Raw genomic sequence first — 21428 nt, 5'->3', positions numbered from 1 at the left:
GGGCCATGACCACGGTCAGTATCAAGGACGTCGCCGCCCGCGCGGGCGTCTCCCCCGGCACGGTGTCCAACGTGCTCAACCGGCCCGCCAAGGTCGCCCCCGCCACCCGGGAACGGGTCGAGGAGGCGATCCGCGAGCTCGGCTTCGTCCGCCACGGCTCGGCCTCCACGCTGCGCGCCGGCCACAGCAGGACCCTCGGCCTGAGCGTCATCGACATCGGCAACCCCTTCTTCACCGATGTGGCGGCCGGGATAGAGGACGCGGCGAGCGAGCGCGGCTACGCCGTGATCCTGGGCAACTCCGCCGGGTCGCGCGCCAAGGAGGAGCGCAACCTGCGCGTGCTCGCCGAGCAGCGGGTCCGGGGGGTGCTGATCATCCCCACGGACGAGGATCTCAGCCGGCTGGACCGGCTGCGCGAGCACGGGATCAGCGTCGTCTTGGTCGACCATCCGGCGCACCGGCCCGACCAGTGCGCGGTGGCCGTCGACGACGTGGCGGGCGGCCGTACCGCGGTGGCGCACCTGCTGGCACGCGGCGCCGGGAGCGTCGCCTACGTGTCCGGCCCGCTGACGATCCGCCAGTGCCTGGAGCGGCGGCAGGGCGCGCTGGCCGCGCTGGAGGCCGCCGGGCTGGGCCCGGACCGGCTGCGGGTCGCCGAGATGGCCGCGATGAACGCGCGCGCCGGGGAGAAGGCCGCGGGCGACCTGCTCTCCGGCGGCCTGCCGGACGCCGTCTTCTGCGCCAACGACCTGCTCGCGCTCGGCGTGCTGCGCGCGCTGCTCCAGGCCGGGGTGCGGGTGCCGGACGACGTGATGCTGATGGGCTACGACGACATCGAGTTCGCCGCCGCCTCGGCCGTCTCGCTCAGCTCGATGCGGCAGCCCACCCACCAGCTCGGTCGCATCGCCACCGAGCTGGTGCTCGACGAGTGCGAGAACCCCGAGACCCACGCCCACCAGCACATCATGTTCCAGCCCGAGCTCGTGGCCAGGGAGTCCACCCGATGAGCCGCTTCGCCGCCGTCGACCTCGGCGCCTCCAGCGGGCGGGTCATGGTCTGGGACGGCCGGGCCCTGACCGAGGCGCACCGCTTCCCCAACGGCCCGGTCCGCACGCCCGGCGGGCTCCGCTGGGACGTGCACGGCCTCTACCGGGAGGTCCTGCACGGCCTGCGCAGGGCCGGGCCGGTCGCCTCGATCGGGGTGGACTCCTGGGCGGTCGACTACGGGCTGCTCGACTCCTCCGGGGCCCTGCTGGGCGACCCGGTGCACTACCGCGACGAGCGCACGGACGGCGTCGCCGAGCGGGTCGCGGCCGAGATCGGCGCGCAGGCCCTGTACGACGTGGCCGGGCTGCAGGTGCTGCCGTTCAACACGGTCTACCAGCTGCTGGCCGACGACCTCGACCGCGCCGCGACGATGCTGCTCGTCCCCGACCTGCTCGCCTACCGGCTCACCGGGGAGATCGGCGCGGAGGTGACCAACGCCTCGACCACCGGGCTGCTGGACGTGCGCACCCGCTCCTGGGCGTCCGGCCTCATCGACCGGCTGGGCCTCCCGGCGCGGATCTTCCCGCCGCTGCGCCGGCCCGGCGACCCGATCGGCCCCCTGCTGCCCGAGGTGTCGGCGGAGATCGGCCACACCTGCCGGGTGACCGCGGTCGCCTCCCACGACACGGCCTCGGCGGTCGCCGCGGTGCCCGCCTCGGGCCCGCGCTTCGCCTACGTCTCCTGCGGGACCTGGTCGCTGGCCGGGGTGGAGCTGTCCGCCCCGGTGCTGACCGAGGCCGGGCGGGCGGCGAACTTCACCAACGAGGCCGGGATCGACGGCACCGTCCGCTACCTGCGCAACGTCATGGGCCTGTGGCTGCTGTCGGAGTCGCTGCGCACCTGGCCCGGCGCCGGCCTCGGCGGCCTGCTGGAGGCGGCGGAGCACGAGCGCCCGTTCGCCGCACTGGTCGACCCGGACGCCCCCGTCTTCCTGCCCCCGGGCGACATGCCGGCCCGGATCGCGGCCGAATGCCGCCGCACGGGCCAGGAGCCGCCCTCCTCTCCCCCGGCGTTCGTCCGCTGCATCCTGGAGAGCCTGGCCCTGGGCCACCGCCGGGCGATCCGCCAGGCGGTCGCCCTGTCCGGCCGCGACGTGGAGGTGGTCCACCTGGTCGGCGGCGGCTCCCGCAACGCGCTGCTCTGCCGGCTCACCGCCGACGCCTGCGGCCTGCCGGTGGTGGCCGGCCCCGCCGAGGCGACCGCGCTGGGCAACGTGCTGGTCCAGGCGCGGGCGGCCGGTGAGGTCGCCGGCCTCGCCGAGATGCGCGCCCTGGCGGCGCAGGTCGAACCGCTGCGCCGCTACGAGCCCTCCGGCGACGCCTCGGCCTGGGACGAGGCGGAAGCCCGGCTGGGAGCCGCCCGGCAGACGGCCTGAGAGCCCTGCCGGGCCGCGTGCCTCCACGCCCGAACCGACGCGGCTCTCCGTCCTGCGCGTGCTCTCACAGGCGGCAGGACAGGCCATAGGCTTGGCGCGTGGAGCGGACCGTGACGAGGAGAGATCCCAGATGACAGCCCTGCCGGATGACAGCTGGCTTCTCAGCATTCGTCCTCAGCCCGCCCGCGTCACCGCCGAGGAGTACGAGGCGCTTCCCGAGGAGATCGCCAAGGCCATCGAGATCGTCGACGGCTACGTGGTCTACTGTGCGGCGCCCACGCCCGATCATCGGACCGCCGGCAGGCGACTGGCCAACCTGCTGGAGCGTCATGCCCGCGCCGCGATGAGCAAGGGGCATGAGTGCGTCACCGTGAACAACGACGTGGACCTGCGGCTGAGGGATCTGCCGCTGCTCACCCGGCGGCCCGACGTCGCGCTCTACCGGTGTCTGGATCGAGGGCGAGGCGAACGGCTCCGCGCCGAGCACGCTCTGCTCATCGTGGAGATCGTGTCACCGGGGTCGGAGACCCAGGACACGACCGACAAGCTCGGGGAGTACGCCAAGGCCGGCATCCCGCACTACTGGATCGTCCGGCTCGACCACACCGGCGTGTCGATCATCGAACGCTACCGGCTGGACCGGGCGGCGATGCTCTACAAGCACATCGGCACGTTCATGAAGGACGAGCCCGGTGACGCTCCCAGCGTCAGCAACCCGATCCCCATCATGATCGACTGGTCGGAACTGCAGTTCTGAGCCGGAACGACCGGCATCGCCCGCCCCGGTGGTCGTATCACCGGGGCCGGTACGGGATCACCCCTCGTCCTGCGACGCGCCGGCGGGCCTCCGGCGGCGCACGAGCCCGGCCGCGCGCAGCCCCGCCCCGACCAGCGCGGCCAGCACTCCGACGAGGAGGTACTCGATGACCGGGATGCGCACGATCTCGTCGACCGCGCCGAAGCCGCGCGCGCCGTACACCACCAGGACCGCGGCCGCGTAGCAGGCGGCGAGCAGCCATCTGGCGGTCGCGGACAGGCCGAGGCGCGGCCCCGCACCGCCCGCCGGCGCGACCCGTTCGCCGACTGAGTCGCCGGCCGGAGGGCCGCGACCGTCCGGCCGGCTGAGGACCGGGATCGCGGCCGCCCACGACCCCGGTCCTCAGCCTCGCCGGAGGAGCCGGGGCCTACCAGCGGTTCGTCGGGTGGTGGCTCCGGCCGCCACGGAAGCGGGACAGCAGCCCGCGTGCCTTCTGCTGGTTGCGCGGGTCGCGCGCCATCGCCTTGGCCTTCTCGAGGTTCCTGTGCCCCTGCGGGCTGCTCAGGTAGTTGCGGATGCGGGCTATCAGGGACGCCATGTCTCCTCCATCTGTCGAGGAGGTACGGCTACCCCGGACGGTGCGTCCCAATCGGGTGGCCGGTCATCCGGCCGGCCTCAGAAGCGGAACCCCGCCACCAGCGACCGCAGCCGCCCGGAGACCTCCGACAGGTCCTTCGCCGCGCGCTGGGACTCCCCGACCGACTCGCTGGTGGCCCTGGTGATGGAGGCCACGCCGGTGATGTTCTCGGCGATCTGCCCCGACCCCGCGGCCGCCTCCGCGACGCCCCGGTTCATCTCGTTCGTCGTCGCGGTCTGCTCCTCGACGGCCGCGGCGATGGTGGTCTGGTAGTCGTTGATCCGGGCGATCACCTGGGCCACGTCGGCGATCGCCGTCACGGCCCCGGCGGTGTCGGCCTGGATGGCCTCGACCCGCCTGGAGATGTCCTCCGTCGCCTTCGCGGTCTCCTGGGCCAGGTCCTTGACCTCGCCCGCGACCACCGCGAAGCCCTTGCCCGACTCCCCGGCGCGCGCGGCCTCGATGGTGGCGTTGAGCGCCAGCAGGTTGGTCTGCTCGGCGATGGAGGTGATGACCTTCACCACGTCGCCGATCATCCGGCTGGACTCGCCCAGCCGCGACACCGTCGCGGTGGTCGTCTCCACGGCGGTCACCGCGCGGGCGGCGACGGTGGCGGCCTCGGTGGCGTTGTGCGCGATCTGGCGGATGGACTCGCCCATCTCCTGCGAACCCGCCGCGACGGTCTGGACGTTGCGCGAGACCTCGCTCGCGGCGGCCGCGACGACGCCGGTCTGCGCCGAGGACTCCTCGGCGCCGTCGGCGATGCGGTGCGACAGCGCGCCGATCCGCTCGCTGGTGGCGGTCAGTTCCCCGGCGCTGTGCGCGAACGCCGTCATGACGTCGCCGATCCTGTCCAGCGCGGCGTTCGCGGACCGTCCCATCCGGCCCACCTCGTCGCCCGAGGCGGCGTCCAGGCGCCGGGTCAGGTCGCCGTCGGCGACCGCGGCCATGACCGTGCTCGCCTCGGCCAGCGGCCGGGTGATGCCGCGGGTGATGCGCCAGGCCACGACGACCGCGACGGCGATGGCCAGCGCGCACATCAGCAGCATGACGGCCAGGAAGCCCTCGGCGGTGTCGCGCGCCTGCGCCGTCTCGGCCTGGTTCATCGACTCCTCGAGGTCGATCAGCACGTTGATCGCCGCGAGCCAGTCGACGAACAGCGGCTTGGCCTGCTCGGTCAACACCTGGAGCGCCTGGCCGGTGTCGCCGGCCATCCGCAGTTCGACGACCCGGTCGATCAGCGGGAGCGTCTCGCGCTCGATGCGCTCGATCTCGGCGTGCGCGGCCTTCTCCTCTTCGCTGACCCTGCCCGCGTCGGCGAAGATCGCCGTCATCTTGGCCGCCGACTCGGTGTACCTGTCCGCCAGCTTCTCGATCTGCTCGATCTCCGGCCGCGCCTGCTCGGGGGTCCGCGCCAGCACGACGTCGCGCAGGCTGATGGCCCGGTCGTGCACGCTGCCGCGGAAGTTGATGGCGTAGCGCTGCTTGACCGCGTTGAGGTCGTTGATGGTGGTCAACCGGTCGTCGATCTGCTCCACCTGCAGCACGCCGAAGGCCGTCAGCAGCACCATGTTGAGCACGACCACGAGGAAACCGGCCCCCAGTCTCCGGCTGATCGGCATATTGGAGATCTTCACGTCGAATCCCGTCGATAGAGGCGACCTGCGGCGGGGCCCGCAGGTGTCCTCCCATCGACGGCTCCGGCGTGGATCTGAGAAACTCCGCGAAGAAGATCCGCCGGCCGGGCTCGGCCGTCCGGCGCCGGGCCGCTCAGGAGTCGACGAAGTCCTCGGGGACCATCACGCGCAGGCCGTTGGGCACGGTCCTGATCGTGAGAGGGGTCATCAGGCGGACCTCGCCGTCGACGTCGGCGGCCATCGGGGGGTCGGTCTCGAGGTACATCTCGGTGCCGATGACGAAGGGGCCGCCGGCGAGGCTGCGCCAGCGCCCGGTGGCGGCCCGGACCAGGGTCTCCACCAGCAGCCGGAGCCGCTTGCCGGAGCCGAGCTGGTAGGCCGTCAGGAGGCCGTTGTCGATGCTGATGTCGCGGGCGACCTGCCAGCCGCCGTGGAAGCGGCCGTTGGCGATGTTGAGCTGGTGGGTGAGCAGTTCGTGGCGGCGGCCCTTGACCGTGATGAACGCGCGGAACGGCCGGTGGCCGGGGAGGATCGTCAGGGCGGTGAGCGGATAGGCGGCCCGGCCGAGCAGGCGCTTCAGCCACGGCCTGACCGTCCCGGCGACCTCGACCGAGACGCCGAAGCTGGCCAGGTTGGCGAACTCCCGGTCCCCGGCGATGCCGAGGTCGATGTCGGCGACCTTGCCGGTGCGCAGCACCCTGATCGCGCCGGCCAGGTCCAGCGGGAGGCCGAGGCTGCGGGCGAAGTTGTTGGTGGTGCCCAGCGGCAGCACGCCCAGGGCGACGTCGCGGTGGGCGACGTGCTTGACGGCGGCGCTGAGCGTGCCGTCCCCGCCCCCGACGACGAGCAGGTCGGGCCCGGCCTCCAGGGCGGCGTCCAGGAGTTCGCGCAGCCGCTTCGGGTCGTCCACGGGGAAGACGCCGAGGAGGTCGAAACCCTCGGCCCGGAGCGTGCGGAGCACCTGCGGGTAGCGGCGGCGGCCGCGGCGCGAGCGCGTGTTGACCACCACGCAGGCCCGCCGGCCGGTCCGGACGGCCTCGGTGTGCTCGGCCTTGCTGCGAAGCTCTCCCACTCTGCCCCTCTTCGTTCTGGTTCTCCCTGCAAATCGTAGGGCCACGCCGTCGCACGGACGGCGTGGCCCTGATCCCGTGGCGGACCTTCCGGCCCCTACGGGTCTACCTGCCCGGTGTCGTCACCGGGTTCACTTCTTCGCCGGGGTCACCTGGACGATGACGCCCAGGTTCGCCGGGAGCGGGGAGATCAGCTTGATCTGCACGCCCAGCGCCTTGCCCTCGTCGCCGGGGTTGCCGGTGCCGAGGATGTGGCCGCCGCCGATGTCGGTGCCGTACAGCTCCGTGGCCGGGGTGCCGTCAGGGTTGACGACCCGGGTGGAGTACGGCTGGTCGCCCTTGGAGGGGACGACGGCCGAGGCGTCGCGGAGGCGGTAGAACAGGTTGCCGTCACGGACCTCCAGACCCGGGTACCAGGTCTTGGCGTCGGTGAAGGTCTTCACCGCCGGGAGGGCCGGGAACTTCGTGCAGTACTCGGTGAACGGCTCGCCCTCGATGCACTCGGTGAACGGGTACGTCCTGCCGAAGGTGAAGGCCGCGTTGGAGGACTGCGGGCGCGACGGGAGGTTCTTCAGCGCCGACGGGTCCTTCTCGGCCGCCTCGCCGCTGCGGCGGAGCGGCTCGTAGTGCGAGTCGACGACGAGGATCTCGCCCTTGGGGCCGACCGACGGGAGCGCGAAGGTGTGCGCGTCGCCGTTGTTGGCCGGGTAGGCCGCGTCGCGGTACCAGACCAGCAGGCCGGGCGCGTTGTACTTGATCCGCTCGACCTTCCAGGCGTTCTCGTGCGACCAGGTGGTGTCGTAGGTGTACTGCAGGCCCTTGTCGAAGCCGTCGTAGTTGCGCCACTCGGCCAGGTAGTACTGGGCGGTCTGCAGGCTGCCGCTGTGGGTGTGCCAGCCGGCGCCGGAGGTGTCGGTGAAGGTGCCCTTGACGGCGGTCCAGCCGTTGTCGCCGCCCTCGACGTCGTCGCTCCACACCGTGGCGCCGCCGGCGGTCACGGAGAAGTCGTCGGCGAACCAGCCGGTGTCCTCGAACCCGGCGTCGGTGGCGTAGCGCAGGCGGATCTGGATCGTCTTGCCGGCGAACGGCGCCAGGCTCACGTAGTCGTGCCGCCAGCCGTCGGTCGCGCCGGTGAGGCCGTACTTCTTGTCGCCGTAGTCGTGCATGCGGCTGTTCGGGTCGTCGTAGCCGTCGTCGGTGGTGACCAGCGTGCCGGCCTCGTCGTAGACCTTCTGCTCGGCCCAGGTGGCGCCGCCGTCGGCGGAGACCTCGACGAAGCCGTAGTCCCAGTCGGCCTCGATGGCGTACTGGTTCCACATCCAGAAGCGCGGGTCGCCCTCGGCGGGGACCTGGATCTCCCGGGTCAGCTTGACGTCGGCCCAGCTCTGGTCGTTGCCGGACCACCACAGCTTGGCGCCGCTGTGCGGGACGGCCATCGTGACGTTCTTGTCGGGCAGGTTGATCCGCACGCCGTCCGCGGTGTGCTTGGGCGTGCGGGAGGCCTGGCCGACGGTCACCAGCTGCTTGCGGTCACCCGGGTTCACGATCTTCGGGTCGGCCCAGCCGAGCACCCACTTGGCGTACAGGCCCATGTGGGTCGGCATCGACTGCATGATCGGGCCGGCGTGCGAGCCGGAGGACATCAGGTCCCAGAAGTCCACGCTGGTGTCGCCGCCGCCGGAGGCGTCGTAGAAGTCCGGCAGGCCCAGGTCGTGGCCGTACTCGTGGGCGAAGACGCCGACGCCGGAGTCCTCGGGCTGCACGATGTAGTTGGAGATCTTCTTGTCCGTGCCGGGGATCGTGTAGCCGCCGGGGATGGCGCTGGAGTGCGCCCAGATGGCGTAGGGGCCCTCGGCGCCGCCGCCGCCCGACTTGTCGGCGCCCGCGTGGACCAGGACGAGGTGGTCGACCACGCCGTCCGGCTCCAGGGTGTTGCCGTCGCCGTCGGCGTCGCCGGTGTCCTCGATGTCGTAGTCGGCCCAGGGGAAGTCCGGGTTCTGCTGCGCCAGGACGTTGACCGCGTCGACGCCCAGCGCGGCGGGGCCGGCCGGGTTGTCCGGGTGGCCGGACATGTCCTGCGGGATGGTGCCGCAGCGGCCGGCGCCGTACCAGGCCTCCGAGTGCGGGACCTTGATCCAGCCGATCGCCTCACCGGTGACGGTGTAGGCGCCCTTGGACATCTCCTCGTACATCTTCTTCATGGTGTGGCCGGAGATGTCGATGCCCTTCTTACCGTCCCGGGGGTCGGTGAGGTCCATCCGGACGCGCTGGGTGATCCCCTTGTCCGAGTAGAGCATCTTGTTGTAGTGCTCCGGGCTGAAGTCCGGAACCCACATGGTGTTGTTGTCCCTGCCCGCACCGGAGGAGGCGGGGTCGGGGATCTGGTTGTGCAGCGGGCCGTTGATCTTGGTGCCCGGCGGCTCGGTCACGCAGTCGTTGACGTCGTCGATCGACTTGGGCCGGCTGAAGCCGGAGAAGTCGTCGTTGGCGTTCTCGTTGAACTCGATGAGGAGGGTGAGCAGCTTCGCCTGCTGGGTCTTGCCCGCCTTCTTGAAGATGAAGTCGAAGGGGTTCTTGCCCGTCCTGATCGCCCGGGTCTCCCGCGAGGCGAGCGTCTTGGCGGCGACCGGGTTGCCCTCGGCGAACTTCCGGTCGATCTCCTGGGCGTGGGCCAGGCCCGACCGCTTGGCGGTGCCGCGCTGGAACCGCTCGTCGATGGCCGTGCTGTCGCTCTGGATCCGCGGCGGCGCGTAGTTGATGTAGTGGTCGCTCGACGACGGGACATATCGTGCGGCCGAGCTGTCGGCCTGGGCCGACACGCCGCTGACGGACAGTCCCGCGGCGGCGAGCCCGAGAACGGGCACGATCGCGAGAAGGCGCTTGCGCGCGCCTCTGCCTCTGCTGGACAACGGATACCCTCCCTGCCCGGGTTCGCCGGGCGCGGACGCTCCCCGGCGCGCCTATTTGCGCACCGTGCGGGACGTTAGAGGACGAAATAAAGCAGAGGTAAACCGTCCGACTGATGTTGTAAAAATGTGATCAATTGGTTTGTTGGAAGATATCTCACAACTAGGACATAAGGGACAGGAATTAATTAACGGCATGATGCCGGACGACGACTCCGGGCCGGGATGCGCGCGGGCGGCGGGCCCGGAACCGGGCTTACGGGCGGTACGGGGACCGGTCCCGCGGGCCGTACAGTCCGGGGTGTGACCGCTATCGCTGAACTCACCGCCGCGCTCGGTTCCGGGAAGGTGCTGACCGACCCCGACGTCACCGACTCCTACGCCCGCGACCGGACGTTCCTGGAGCCGGGCGGCCCGCTCGCCGTCGTGCTCGCCGAGAGCACCGCCGACGTGGTCGCCGTCATGGAGTGGGCCACCCGGCACCGGGTGCCGGTGGTCCCCCGCGGGGCCGGGACGGGGCTGGCCGGCGGCGCGACGGCCGTGCAGGGGTGCGTCGTGCTGGCGCTGCAGAGGATGACCGCGATCAGGGAGCTCTCCCCCGCCGACGAGATCGCCGTGGTGGAGCCCGGCGTCATCACCGCCGACCTGGACCGCGCGGCCCGCGAGCACGGCCTGATGTACGCGCCCGACCCCTCCTCCTACGAGATCTCCACCATCGGCGGCAACCTGGCCACCAACGCCGGCGGCCTGCGCTGCGTGAAGTACGGCGTGACCCGCGACTCGGCGCTGGGCCTGGAGGTCGTCCTGGCCGACGGGCGGATCCTCACCACCGGCAGGCGGACGGTCAAGGGGGTGACGGGCTACGACCTGACCGGGCTGTTCGTCGGGTCCGAGGGCACCCTCGGTGTGATCACCTCCGCCACCGTACGGCTGCGCCGCGCGCCCCTGGCCCCGCCCGCGACGATCGCCGCGGAGTTCGCCTCCCTGCGCGACGCGGCGGCGGCCGTGGCGGCGGTCATCGCGGCCGGCTGCCAGCCGTCGCTGCTGGAGATGCTCGACCGGGCCACCCTCAAGGCCATCGACGACTGGCGGAACATCGGCCTGGAGCCCGCCGTCCAGGCGATGCTGATCGCGCAGTCCGACGCGGTCGACGGGCCCGCGGTGGCCGAGCGGATGCGCGAGCTGTGCGAGGAGAACGGAGCCTCGTTCGTCGCCGTGGCGGCCGGCCCCCAGGAGGCCGAGGAGCTGATCGGCCTGCGGCGGCTGGCCTACCACGCCAAGGAGCGGCTCGGCGCCTGCCTGGTCGAGGACGTGTGCGTGCCGCGCTCGGCGCTACCGGACATGATCTCCGCCATCGAGGCGATCGCGGTCCGGCACGACGTGCTGATCTGCACGGTGGCGCACGCCGGGGACGGCAACCTGCACCCGGTCTTCGTCTTCGACCGCGGGCTGCCCGAGCCGCCGCCCAACGTCTGGGCCGCCGCCGACGAGGTCTTCCGGGAGGCCCTGAACCGGGGCGGCACGCTCACCGGGGAGCACGGGGTGGGACTGCTGAAGCGGCGCTGGCTGGCGCTGGAGGCGGGGCCGGTCACCGAGGAGGTCCACCACGGCATCAAGCGCGTCTTCGACCCGCTCGGCATCCTCAACCCGGGCAAGGCCATCTGAGGCCGGGGAACCGGTAGATCATCCGCCTCCCCTCCCGCACTGGTAGCGTGCTGCCCCACATAACCGAATTTTCAGGTTTTGCCGGGGGGTCATCGTGGTACAGCCGCTCACGGCGGAGGATCCTCGGCGGCTGGGACCGTTCGAGCTCACCGGGCGCCTCGGGGAGGGCGGCCAGGGGGTCGTCTACCTGGGGCGGGGGCCCCAGGGCGAGCAGGTCGCCGTCAAGCTCCTCCACCAGGGGCTGACGACGGACTCCGACGCCCGCGCGCGCTTCCTGCGGGAGGTCTCGGTCGCCCGGCGGGTGGCCCGGTTCTGCACCGCGCCGGTCCTGCACGCCGATCTGGCGGGCAGCCGGCCGTACATCGTCAGCGAGTACGTGCCCGGCCCGTCGCTGCGCCGGCTGGTCGACACCGAGGGCCCGCGCCGCGGCGCCGCGCTGGAGCGCCTGGCCGTCAGCACGGCCACCGCCCTGTCGGCCATCCACCGCGCGGGCATCCTGCACCGCGACTTCAAGCCCGCCAACGTGCTGATGGGCCCCGAGGGCCCGGTCGTGATCGACTTCGGCATCGCCAGGGCGCTGGACTCCCCCGGCACGACCGCCACCGGGACGTCGGTGGGGACGCCGTCCTACCTGGCGCCCGAGCAGCTCAGCGGCGGCGAGGCCACGCCCGCGGTCGACGTGTTCGCCTGGGCCGTGACCATGGTCTTCGCCGCCACCGGGACGCCCGCGTTCGGCCAGGACTCCATCCCCGTGGTGATGAACCGGATCCTGACCCTCGAGCCGGACCTGGGCCGGCTGGACCCCGGGCCGCTGCGCGACCTGATCGCCGCCGGCCTGGCCAAGGACCCGGCGATGCGGCCCACCGCCGAGCAGCTCGTCGGCCACCTCATGTCGGGCACCGCCCCGGCGCTCCGCGTCCCGCCTCCCGGCCCCGCAGGGGTCCCCGGGCAGGCCGGAGCGGCCGCGCCGCAGGGCGCACCGCAGGCCGCAGCGCACGCCGCGGCTCCCGGGCAGGGCGGGGCGCGGGCGGCCGGTCCCGCGGAGCCGCCGCCCCGGCCGCGGCGCCCGACGGGCCTGCTGCTGGCCGGGGTGGCGGCCGTGGCCGCCCTCGGCGTGGCCACCGGAACCGTGGTCGTCCTGCAGAACGACGAGAAGGCCGCCGCCTCCAGGGCCGCCGGTCCGGCGGCCTCCTCCGCGGAACGGCAGGAGCCCGCCGGAGAACCCGTCGGAGAACCTGTCCCCGAGCTCACCCCCGACGAGCCGCCCGCGGCCTCCGAGTCCCCCGAACCGGCCCCGAAGCAGAAGAGTCCCGCACCGGAGCCCACGCGCGGCCCGGCGGACCCCGGAGAACCGGCGGCGGGAGACTCCCGGGCCCGTTCGGACGACGGGCGCAGGGGGAAGCCGACGCCGCGCCCGACGCGGAAGGCCACCTCCCGCCCGGACGACGGGACGCTGCAGCCGGGCGACGAGGCGTCGCAGCCGACGGACATCGGCGGCTCCTCCGAGCCCTCACCCTCCCCGGCCAGGACCACCGCGAAGCCGGCGGCCAGACCCACGGCCACCGCGAAGACGACGTCCAAGCCGACGTCCAAGCCGACGTCCAAGCCGACCTCCAAGCCGACGCTGAAGCCGAACACCTTCACCGCGGCCCAGGTGTGCGGGTCGGGCTTCAGGCAGATCAACTCCCGCGCGCTCGGCGGCAGCGCGACTATCCACCTGCTCTACAACGCCACCAGCAAGCAGAACTGCGTCGTCACCCTGTCCCGGTACGTCCACCCGGGCAAGGTCAAGATGAACGCGATCCTCCAGGTGAAGGGTGGCTCGTCGGGGAGCAACCCCGGCAACTTCACCGCCTACGCGGGCCCGGTACGGCTCACCGCCGCCAAGAAGTGCGTGATCTGGGGCGGCTCGCACGGTTCGCTGTCCTGGAAGAGCGGCTGGAGCCACTGCGGCTGACCCGGCGGTGCCGACCTGGTGGTGCCGACCCGGAGGAGGCGGACCGGCCGCCCGGTGTGCCACACTGCGGGCATCCGGGCCGGCGGGGTCCGCCGGCCCGGCGGACCGGCCGGGGCCCACCGCGCCGGCGGGAGCCGCGAGGGAGGGCAGGTGAGCGGGTCGCACACCTCCTCGGACGAGTACCGGGCACGGCGCGAGGCGATGATCGCCAAGCTGGCCGCGCTGGAGGCCGAGCAGGCCAAGGCCGTGGCGGGCGGCGGCGGCAGATACGTCGAGCGGCACCGGGCGCGCGGCGGACTGCTCGCGCGGGAGCGGATCGAGCTGCTGGTCGACCCCGACTCCGCGTTCCTGGAGCTCTCCCCGCTGGCGGGCTGGGGCAGCGACTTCCCGGTCGGCGCGAGCGTGGTCACCGGCATCGGGGTGGTCGAGGGCGTCGAGTGCGTGGTCGTCGCCAACGACCCGACCGTGCGGGGCGGCGCGTCCAACCCGTGGACCCTGCGCAAGACGCTCCGCGCCGCCGACATCGCGCTGGAGAACCGGCTGCCGCTGGTCAACCTGGTCGAGTCGGGCGGGGCGGACCTGCCGACGCAGAAGGAGATCTTCATCCCGGGCGGGCGGATCTTCCGCGACCTGACCCGGCTGAGCGCCGCCGGCATCCCGACGATCGCCCTGGTGTTCGGCAGTTCCACCGCCGGGGGCGCCTACGTGCCCGGGATGAGCGACCACGTGGTCATGGTCAGGGAGCGGGCCAAGGTCTTCCTCGGCGGGCCGCCGCTGGTGAAGATGGCCACCGGTGAGGAGTCCGACGACGAGTCGCTGGGCGGCGCCGAGATGCACGCCCGCGTCTCCGGCCTCGCCGACCACCTGGCCGACGACGAGCACGACGCCCTGCGGATCGGGCGCCGGATCGTGCGCGGGCTCGGCCGGGTCAGGCGCGGCCGCGCGCCCGGCCCCGTGCGGGACCCGCTGTACGACCCCGACGAGCTGCTGGGCATCGTGCCGGAGGACCTGCGGATCCCCTTCGACCCGCGCGAGGTGATCGTGCGGATCGCGGACGGCAGCGAGTTCGACGAGTTCAAGCCCCTGTACGGCCCGAGCCTGGTGACGGGGTGGGCGCGGCTGCACGGCTACCCGGTCGGGATCCTGGCCAACGCCCGCGGCGTGCTGTTCAGCCAGGAGGCCCAGAAGGCCGCTCAGTTCGTCCAGCTGGCGAACCAGGCGCGCACGCCGCTGCTCTTCCTGCAGAACACGACCGGCTACATGGTCGGCCGGGAGTACGAGCAGGGCGGCATCATCAAGCACGGCGCCATGATGATCAACGCGGTCTCCAACTCGACCGTCCCGCACCTCACGGTCGTCATGGGCGCCTCCTACGGCGCGGGCAACTACGGCATGTGCGGGCGGGCCTACGACCCCCGGTTCCTGTTCACCTGGCCGAGCGCCAAATCGGCCGTCATGGGCCCGGCGCAGCTCGCGGGGGTGCTGTCCATCGTCGGCCGGGCCGCCGCCGAGGCCCGGGGCAGACCGTACGACGAGGAGGCGGACGCGGTGATGCGCGCGGCGGTCGAGGCGCAGATCGAGGCGGAGTCGCTGCCGTTCTTCCTGTCCGGGCGGCTCTACGACGACGGGGTCATCGACCCCCGCGACACCCGCACCGTCCTGGGCCTGTGCCTGTCGGCCGTCAACAACGCCCCCGTCCCGGAGCCCGCGGGCTTCGGCGTCTTCCGGATGTGACCGTGATCCGCCGCCTGCTCGTCGCGAACCGGGGCGAGATCGCCCGCCGCGTCTTCCGCACCTGCCGCGACCTCGGCATCGAGACCGTCGCGGTCTTCTCCGACGCCGACTCCGGCGCACCGCACACCGCCGAGGCCGACCACGCCGTACGGCTGCCCGGCGTCGCGCCCGCCGAGACCTACCTGTCGATCGGGAAGGTCGTCGGGGCCGCCCTGCGGACCGGCGCCGACGCCGTCCACCCCGGATACGGCTTCCTGTCGGAGAGCGCGGACTTCGCCCGGGCCGTCCTCGACGCCGGGCTGACCTGGGTCGGTCCGGGTCCCGAGGCCATCGCCGCCATGGGCTCCAAGATCGGAGCCAAGGCGCTGATGGCCGAGGCGGGGGTGCCGGTCCTGCCCCACTTCACCGCGGGCCCCGGCTACTCGATGGACGACCTCGACCGGGACCTGGACGCCGTCTTCGCCCGGATGAGCGGGGACGCGTCCGGCTGGGCGGTCCCGCTGCTGGTGAAGGCCTCGGCCGGGGGCGGCGGGCGGGGGATGCGGATCGTCCGGCTCACCGACGACCTCCCGGGGGCGGTCGAGTCGGCCCGGCGCGAGGCGGAGTCGGCCTTCGGCGACGGCGCGGTCTTCGTCGAGCCCCTGCTGGAGGACGCCCGCCACATCGAGGTGCAGGTCCTGGCCGACGCGCACGGCACGGTCTGGACGCTGGGCGAGCGGGAGTGCTCGATCCAGCGGCGGCACCAGAAGGTGATCGAGGAGACCCCCTCCCCCGCCGTCTCCCCCGCGCTGCGCGCGCGGCTGTGCGCGGCGGCGGCCGACGCCGCCCGGGCCGTCGGCTACGTCGGGGCGGGGACCGTCGAGTTCCTCGTCAAGGACGACACCGTCGCCTTCCTGGAGATGAACACCCGGCTCCAGGTCGAGCACCCGGTCACCGAGTGCGTGTACGGCCTCGACCTGGTCGGGTTCCAGCTGCGGATCGCCGAGGGCGGCGCCCTGCCGCCGGCGCCCCCCGCGCCCGCGGGCCACGCGATCGAGGCCCGCCTGTACGCCGAGGACCCCGCGCTGGGCTGGCTCCCGCAGAGCGGCGTCCTGCACCGGTTCGACGTCCCCGGCGTCGCGGCCCGCTTCGCCTCCGTCTCCGGCGGTCTGCGGCTGGACTCCGGCGTCGAGGACGGCTCCGAGGTGGGCGTGCACTACGACCCGATGCTCGCCAAGGTGATCGCTCACGGCGCGACCCGCGCCGACGCCGCCCGCAGGCTCGCCGGCGCGCTCGCCCGGGCGAGGATCCACGGCCCGGTCACCAACCGGGACCTGCTGGTCGCGGTGCTGCGCCACGAGGCGTTCCTGGCCGGCGCGACCGACACCGGTTTCCTGGACCGGCACGGCCTCGCCGCCGCGGACCGGGGGCCGTCCGGACCTCCCGGGGCCGGCCTCGTCTCCGGAACCTCCGGCGGACCCCTCGGGTCCACCGCCTCCGGAGAGCCGACCGCATCCGGTGCGTCCGCCGGTCCCGGCGGCCCGGACGCGGTCCCGCTCTCCGCCCTGGCCGCCGCCCTCGCCCAGGCCGCCGCGAACCGGGCCGCGGCGACCGTGCAGGCCGGGCTGCCGAGCGGGTGGCGCAACGTGGTCTCCCAGCCGCAGCACGCCGCCTTCAGGGTCGGCGCGGGTAACACGGGGAGCAGGGGAGACGCAGAGAGCCCGGCCGGCGCGGCCGGCCCGGATCCGTCCGGCGGCGGCGCCGTCCGCACGGTCGCCTACCGGATCACGAGGGACGGCCTGCGGGCCGAAGGCTTCCCGGACACCGTCCTGGTCGGCGCCGCCCCGGATCTCGTGGTCCTGGAGACCGGCGGCGTACGGCACCGCTTCGGGGTCGCCCGCCACGACGGCGTGACGTACGTGGACTCCCCCCTCGGCTCGGTACGGCTCACGCCGCTGCCCCGCCTGCCCGAGCCGGTCGAGCGCCCGGCCCCCGGCTCGCTGCTCGCGCCCATGCCCGGTACCGTGCTGCGCGTCGAGGTGGCATCCGGCGATCAGGTCACCGCCGGGCAGGTGGTCGTGGTATTGGAAGCTATGAAGATGGAGCACCGGATCACCGCGCCCGCCGCGGGCACGGTGACCGGGCTGGACGCGGCACCGGGCCGCCGGGTCGAGGCGGGAGCCGTACTGGCCGTGATCGGGAGGCCGGAGTGAACGCGCCACGCGGGACGGGAGACGGCCCGTCCGCGGCGCGCCGACGAGGGAAGTGGGCGGAATGAACAGCGACGGGGGTTGGCCGGTGGAGCGGCTGGTGCGCAAGGAGGTGTCCGGCGGGATCGCCACGATCACGCTCGACTCGCCGCGCAACCGCAACGCGCTGTCCGTGCGGTTGCTCGGCGACCTGGAGGACCGGCTCAACTGGGCGCTGGCCGACGAGAGCGTGCGGGTGATCGTCCTGACCGGGACCGGGCCGGTGTTCTGCGCCGGAGCGGACCTGAAGGAGCAGCGCTCCGAGCCGGGCGGCGCGCACGAGGCGCCGGTGACGGCGTCGTTCCCGGAGATCATGAGCATGATCTGGGAGAGTCCCAAGCCGGTCATCTGCCGGCTGAACGGCACCGCGCGCGCCGGGGGGCTCGGCCTGGTCGCGGCGTGCGACTTCGCGATCGCGCCGGACTCGGCCTCGTTCGCGTTCACCGAGGTCCGGCTGGGGGTGGTGCCCGCCATGATCGCGGTGACCGTGCTGCGGCGGCTCGACCCGCGGGCCGCGGCCGAGTACCTCCTCACCGGCGAGGTCTTCGACGCCGCCCGCGCCCAGGAGATCGGCCTGCTGACCCGGGCCGTCCCGGAGGAGGAGCTGGACGCCACCGTCGCCCGCTACGCCGACATGCTGCTGCGCGGCGGCCCCGAGGCGCTGGCGATCACCAAGCAGCTCGTCCGGACCGTGCCGGCCCTCCCGGTGGAGGAGGGCATGCGCCGGATGGCCGAGCTGTCGGCCCAGCGGTTCACCTCCGCCGAGGGCCAGGAGGGCATCGCCGCCTTCATGGCCAAGCGCCTGCCGTCCTGGGTGCCGCGGCCGGAGCCGTCGGACCCCGGAGAGCCCGTCCGGGGCGCCTGATGCTCCGCGTCGCGAACTGCTCCGGCTTCTACGGCGACCGCCTCTCGGCCGCCCGGGAGATGGTCGAGGGCGGGCCGATCGACGTGCTCACCGGCGACTGGCTCGCCGAGCTGACCATGCTGATCCTGGCGGGCAACCGGCGCAGCGGCCGTCCCGGTTACGCGCCGACGTTCCTGGCGCAGCTGGAGCAGGTCCTCGGCACCTGCCTGGAGCGGGGCGTCCGGATCGTGTCGAACGCCGGCGGGCTGGATCCGGCCGGGTGCGCCGCGGCGGTGTCGGAGCTGGCCGACCGGCTCGGGCTGCGGGTCCGGGTCGCCTGCGTGACCGGTGACGACCTCACCGGCGACCTCGGCGTCCTCGGTGACGCGGTCAACGCCGACACCGGCGAGAAGCTCACCGCGACGCCCCTGACCGCCAACGCCTACCTGGGCGGGCGGCCGATCGCCGCCGCGCTCGCGGCGGGGGCGGACGTGGTGGTGACCGGCCGCGTCACCGACGCGGCGCTGGTCACCGGGCCGGGGATCTGGCGGTACGGCTGGGGCCCCGGCGACCACGACGCGCTGGCCGGCTCGGTGGCCGCCGGGCACGTCATCGAGTGCGGCTGCCAGGCGACCGGCGGCAACTACGCGTTCTTCGGCGAGGTGCCCGACCTGCCGCACTGCGGGTTCCCGCTGGTGGAGCTGGAGGCCGACGGGTCCGGCGTGGTCACCAAGCACCCCGGGACGGGCGGGACCGTGTCCGTCGGCACGGTCACCGCCCAGCTGCTCTACGAGATCGGCTCCCCGCGCTACCTCGGGCCGGACGTCACGGCCCGGTTCGACACGATCCGGCTGGAGCAGCAGGGCCCGGACCGCGTCCGGATCTCCGGGGTGCGCGGCGAGGCGCCGCCGGAGACGCTCAAGGTGGCGGTCACCTACCCCGCCGGTTACCGCAACACCATGACCATGGTGCTGACCGGCCTGGACATCGAGGCCAAGGCCCGGCTCGCGCTGGACGCCGTCTGGGCCCGCGTGCCGCGGGACTCCTTCGAGCAGGTCCACGTCGAGCTCACCCCGCTCGCGGGCACCGCGCTGCTGCGCGTCACCGTGATGGACCCCGACCGGGGGAAGGCCGGCCGCGCCTTCTCCGCCGCCGTGGTGGAGACCGGCCTGGCCTCCTACCCGGGCTTCCACGGCCTGGCCCCTCCGGGGGACGCCTCGCCGTACGGGGTCTACTGGCCGTGCCTGGTGCCCGCGGACGCCGTCCGCCCGCGGGTCCTGCTGGACGGCCGGGAGGTGCCCGCCGACCCGCCGGCCTCACCCGCGGGCGCCTCCGGCGCGGTGGTCCCCCCACCTGCGCCCGAGGCCGTACGGCCGTCCCCCCGGCAGGCCGTGCGGGCGTCCCTCCCGGCCGGCGGGGGCGGGGGGCCGACCCTGCGGGCTCCGCTGGGGACGATCGCCGGCGCCCGGTCCGGCGACAAGGGCGGCAACGCCAACCTCGGGGTCTGGACCGGGACCGCCGAGCGGTTCGCGTGGCTCTCGGAGCACCTGACGGCCGGGCGGCTGCGGGAGCTCCTCCCGGAGACGGCCGGTCTCGTGGTCGAGCGCTTCGACCTGCCCAACCTGCTCGCCCTCAACTTCGTCGTCCACGGGCTCCTCGGCCGGGGCGTCGCCTCCAGCCCCCGCATGGACGCCCAGGCCAAGGCGCTGGGTGAGGAACTGCGCGCCGCGGTGACGGACATCCCCCGCGCCCTGCTGTGAGCGTCCGGCGCGGCCCGCTCCGTACCGGGAGTGCGGGTCGCCGGGCGCCGCCGGGCGGGTTCGCCGCTCCCAGATTCCTGGGAGTTCGGTGATCCGCACCGTTCTTCCCCTTTGATCCGTTTAAGATTGCGCGCAATTGCGTTGCGAATGGCGTTCGGGGAAGGACCCATCATGCGTTTGCGGTTTCTCGGCTCCACGTCGGAGGCGGGCGCCTGCCCCTCCCTCTACGAGACCGACCGCGGCACCGTCGTCGTCCAGGGGCTCCGGGTGACCGACGCCGAGGCCCTGGCCGGGCTCCGGCACGTCCTGGAGGGGGAGACCGCCGTCGAGGTCCCCCGCGAACTCCTCGTGGACATCGCCCGGCGGGTGCTCTCCTGAGCCCCCGCGAACTCCTCGTGGACATCGCCCGGAGGGCGCGCTCCTGAGCCCGTGCCCTCCCCCGGGCCGGCGGCGGGACCTCCCCCGCCGCACATGTCGATCACGATTGCGGCGGCCCTATGGCATGATCCGCACCCGGCGTCTACCCTCGTGCAGGCCGCCCACCAGGAGGACGAGGAATGAGCGAGTTCCAGCAGGCCCGCACCCGGATGGGCGTGCAGCTCAGGCAGTTGCGGGAGGCCTCCCGCCTGTCGGGCAAGGAACTCGCCGAGCGGCTGGGCTGGCAGGCCTCCAAGGTCTCCCGGATCGAGAACGCCCGCCAGACCGCCACCGTCGACGACATCGGCGCGTGGGGGCGGGCCGTGGGGGCCGCGCCCGAGGTCGTCGAGGAGCTCACCGAGCAGCTCACCGGGCTGCTGGAGCGCCAGGACTCCTGGCGGCAGCGGCACCGCAGCGGCCTGGCCGCGCTCCAGGAGGACATCCGCGACCTGGAGGCGCGGACCACGCTGCTGCGGGCGTTCGAGCCGGGCCTGGTCGTCGGCCTGCTGCAGACCACCGAGTACGCCCGGAGCGTCTTCACCCGGCTCAAGCGCCTCTACAACGCCCCCGACGAGGTCGACGCGGCCATCCGGGTCCGCATGCAGCGCCAGGAGATCCTCTACGACCAGCGCAAGCGGTTCCGCTTCGTCGTGCCCGAGGCGGTGCTGCGCTACCGGCTGGCGCCGCTGGACGTGATGTGCGGCCAGCTCGACCGGCTGCTCGCCGTGACCGCGCTGCCGAACGTGGAGTTCGGCGTGGTCCCCTTCACGGCGCCCCTGCCGTCCGCCCTGCTCAACGGCTTCTGGATCTACGACCGCGACCAGGTCGCGGTGCCCACCCGCACCAGGAACCTGGTCCTGCGCGACCCGGAGGACATCACCTTCTACGAGCGGTCCTTCGAGGAGTTCTGCGAGGTGGCGGCCTTCCGCGAGGACGCGCGAGCGGTGATCGTCCGGGTCCTGGAGGACCTCACCCGGCAATCGGCCGAATGATCGCCGCAATTGCTTGATTAACTTCCGAAGATCGTGCAATCCTCGACGGGACGGAGGTGAGGCACGATGCTCGACACGCTGTCCTGTCTGGAGAGGTTCGCCACGGCGACCCGTTCGCACGCCGACCTGTCCCTGTCGGGCGTCTCGCTCGGCGACCCCGCCTACGTCCGCGTCCGCAACCGGTTCAGCGAGACCCTGGCGGAGACCGTCACCTGCGCGCCGGACGGCGGTTTCATCACCTCGTGGGGCTACCGGCTCGGCAGCGCCGACGACGTCGAGGCCGCCGCGGCCCGGCTGGCCTACCTCCTGGCGGCCATGCCCGCCTGAGCGCGGCGTCCCGGCCGGGCCCCGCCCGCAGGACCCGCGTCCTCCGGAGGTCCGTGCCCGGGAGGGCCGGTTCTC

17 protein-coding genes are annotated in these 21428 nt (G+C 73.4%); 12 read left to right on the top strand and 5 right to left on the bottom strand.

Annotated features, from left to right (window positions below; all coding sequences use genetic code 11):
- The first annotated feature begins 5 nt into the window (after positions 1 to 5).
- From IEZ06_RS06750 to IEZ06_RS06740, 3 genes are all read left to right on the top strand, one after another.
- On the top strand, positions 6 to 1007 hold the full coding sequence (locus IEZ06_RS06750; RefSeq protein ID WP_189235774.1) for a LacI family DNA-binding transcriptional regulator: 1002 nt from the start codon (positions 6 to 8) through the stop codon (positions 1005 to 1007).
- Complete coding sequence (locus tag IEZ06_RS06745) at positions 1004 to 2422, top strand: rhamnulokinase (RefSeq protein WP_189235773.1); 1419 nt, start codon at positions 1004 to 1006, stop codon at positions 2420 to 2422. The genes IEZ06_RS06750 and IEZ06_RS06745 overlap by 4 nt, the downstream gene beginning before the upstream one ends.
- A gap of 130 nt (positions 2423 to 2552) precedes the next feature.
- The gene (locus IEZ06_RS06740; RefSeq protein WP_189235772.1) at positions 2553 to 3179 is read left to right on the top strand and encodes a Uma2 family endonuclease; all 627 of its coding nucleotides are present in this window, start codon (positions 2553 to 2555) and stop codon (positions 3177 to 3179) included.
- Positions 3180 to 3236: 57 nt separating this feature from the next.
- Here IEZ06_RS06740 and IEZ06_RS06735 read toward each other — a convergent pair whose 3' ends face one another.
- From IEZ06_RS06735 to IEZ06_RS06715, 5 genes are all read right to left on the bottom strand, one after another.
- Positions 3237 to 3401, bottom strand: coding sequence for a hypothetical protein (locus IEZ06_RS06735; RefSeq protein ID WP_189235771.1), 165 nt, complete (start codon positions 3399 to 3401; stop codon positions 3237 to 3239).
- A gap of 205 nt (positions 3402 to 3606) precedes the next feature.
- Positions 3607 to 3777 carry a hypothetical protein gene (locus tag IEZ06_RS06730; RefSeq protein WP_189235770.1) on the bottom strand — a complete coding sequence of 57 codons (171 nt, stop codon included), beginning with the start codon at positions 3775 to 3777 and terminating at the stop codon, positions 3607 to 3609.
- Between the two features lie 77 nt (positions 3778 to 3854).
- A complete protein-coding gene (locus IEZ06_RS06725) occupies positions 3855 to 5453 on the bottom strand; it encodes a methyl-accepting chemotaxis protein (RefSeq protein WP_189235769.1) in 1599 nt (532 codons plus the stop codon).
- A 133-nt stretch (positions 5454 to 5586) separates the two neighbouring features.
- A complete protein-coding gene (locus IEZ06_RS06720) occupies positions 5587 to 6525 on the bottom strand; it encodes a diacylglycerol/lipid kinase family protein (protein ID WP_189235768.1) in 939 nt (312 codons plus the stop codon).
- Between the two features lie 129 nt (positions 6526 to 6654).
- A complete protein-coding gene (locus IEZ06_RS06715; RefSeq protein ID WP_189235767.1) occupies positions 6655 to 9432 on the bottom strand; it encodes an immune inhibitor A domain-containing protein in 2778 nt (925 codons plus the stop codon).
- A 300-nt stretch (positions 9433 to 9732) separates the two neighbouring features.
- Between IEZ06_RS06715 and IEZ06_RS06710 the strand changes: the two genes are divergently transcribed.
- The 9 genes from IEZ06_RS06710 to IEZ06_RS06670 all read left to right on the top strand — a co-directional run bounded on the left by IEZ06_RS06710 (position 9733) and on the right by IEZ06_RS06670 (position 21353).
- Positions 9733 to 11094 carry an FAD-binding oxidoreductase gene (locus IEZ06_RS06710; protein ID WP_229797839.1) on the top strand — a complete coding sequence of 454 codons (1362 nt, stop codon included), beginning with the start codon at positions 9733 to 9735 and terminating at the stop codon, positions 11092 to 11094.
- A gap of 94 nt (positions 11095 to 11188) precedes the next feature.
- The gene (locus IEZ06_RS06705) at positions 11189 to 13051 is read left to right on the top strand and encodes a serine/threonine-protein kinase (RefSeq protein WP_229797838.1); all 1863 of its coding nucleotides are present in this window, start codon (positions 11189 to 11191) and stop codon (positions 13049 to 13051) included.
- A 201-nt stretch (positions 13052 to 13252) separates the two neighbouring features.
- The gene (locus IEZ06_RS06700; RefSeq protein ID WP_189235874.1) at positions 13253 to 14785 is read left to right on the top strand and encodes an acyl-CoA carboxylase subunit beta; all 1533 of its coding nucleotides are present in this window, start codon (positions 13253 to 13255) and stop codon (positions 14783 to 14785) included.
- 2 nt (positions 14786 to 14787) lie between these two features.
- Positions 14788 to 16977, top strand: a complete 2190-nt coding sequence (locus tag IEZ06_RS06695) for an acetyl/propionyl/methylcrotonyl-CoA carboxylase subunit alpha (RefSeq protein ID WP_189235873.1) — start codon at positions 14788 to 14790, stop codon at positions 16975 to 16977.
- Between the two features lie 61 nt (positions 16978 to 17038).
- Positions 17039 to 17878 (top strand): enoyl-CoA hydratase-related protein, encoded by an 840-nt coding sequence (locus tag IEZ06_RS06690; protein ID WP_189235765.1) that lies wholly within the window; start codon positions 17039 to 17041, stop codon positions 17876 to 17878.
- On the top strand, positions 17878 to 19617 hold the full coding sequence (locus IEZ06_RS06685; protein WP_189235764.1) for an acyclic terpene utilization AtuA family protein: 1740 nt from the start codon (positions 17878 to 17880) through the stop codon (positions 19615 to 19617). The genes IEZ06_RS06690 and IEZ06_RS06685 overlap by 1 nt, the downstream gene beginning before the upstream one ends.
- 171 nt (positions 19618 to 19788) lie before the next feature.
- Positions 19789 to 19995 carry a hypothetical protein gene (locus tag IEZ06_RS06680; protein ID WP_189235763.1) on the top strand — a complete coding sequence of 69 codons (207 nt, stop codon included), beginning with the start codon at positions 19789 to 19791 and terminating at the stop codon, positions 19993 to 19995.
- Between the two features lie 179 nt (positions 19996 to 20174).
- Complete coding sequence (locus IEZ06_RS06675) at positions 20175 to 21026, top strand: helix-turn-helix domain-containing protein (protein ID WP_189235762.1); 852 nt, start codon at positions 20175 to 20177, stop codon at positions 21024 to 21026.
- A gap of 66 nt (positions 21027 to 21092) precedes the next feature.
- Positions 21093 to 21353 (top strand): hypothetical protein, encoded by a 261-nt coding sequence (locus IEZ06_RS06670; protein WP_189235761.1) that lies wholly within the window; start codon positions 21093 to 21095, stop codon positions 21351 to 21353.
- Positions 21354 to 21428 lie beyond the last annotated feature (75 nt).

The organism is Planomonospora antibiotica, assembly GCF_014647955.1.
GTDB lineage: Bacteria > Actinomycetota > Actinomycetes > Streptosporangiales > Streptosporangiaceae > Planomonospora > Planomonospora parontospora.
This window is presented reverse-complemented; position numbering and strand designations above follow the sequence as displayed.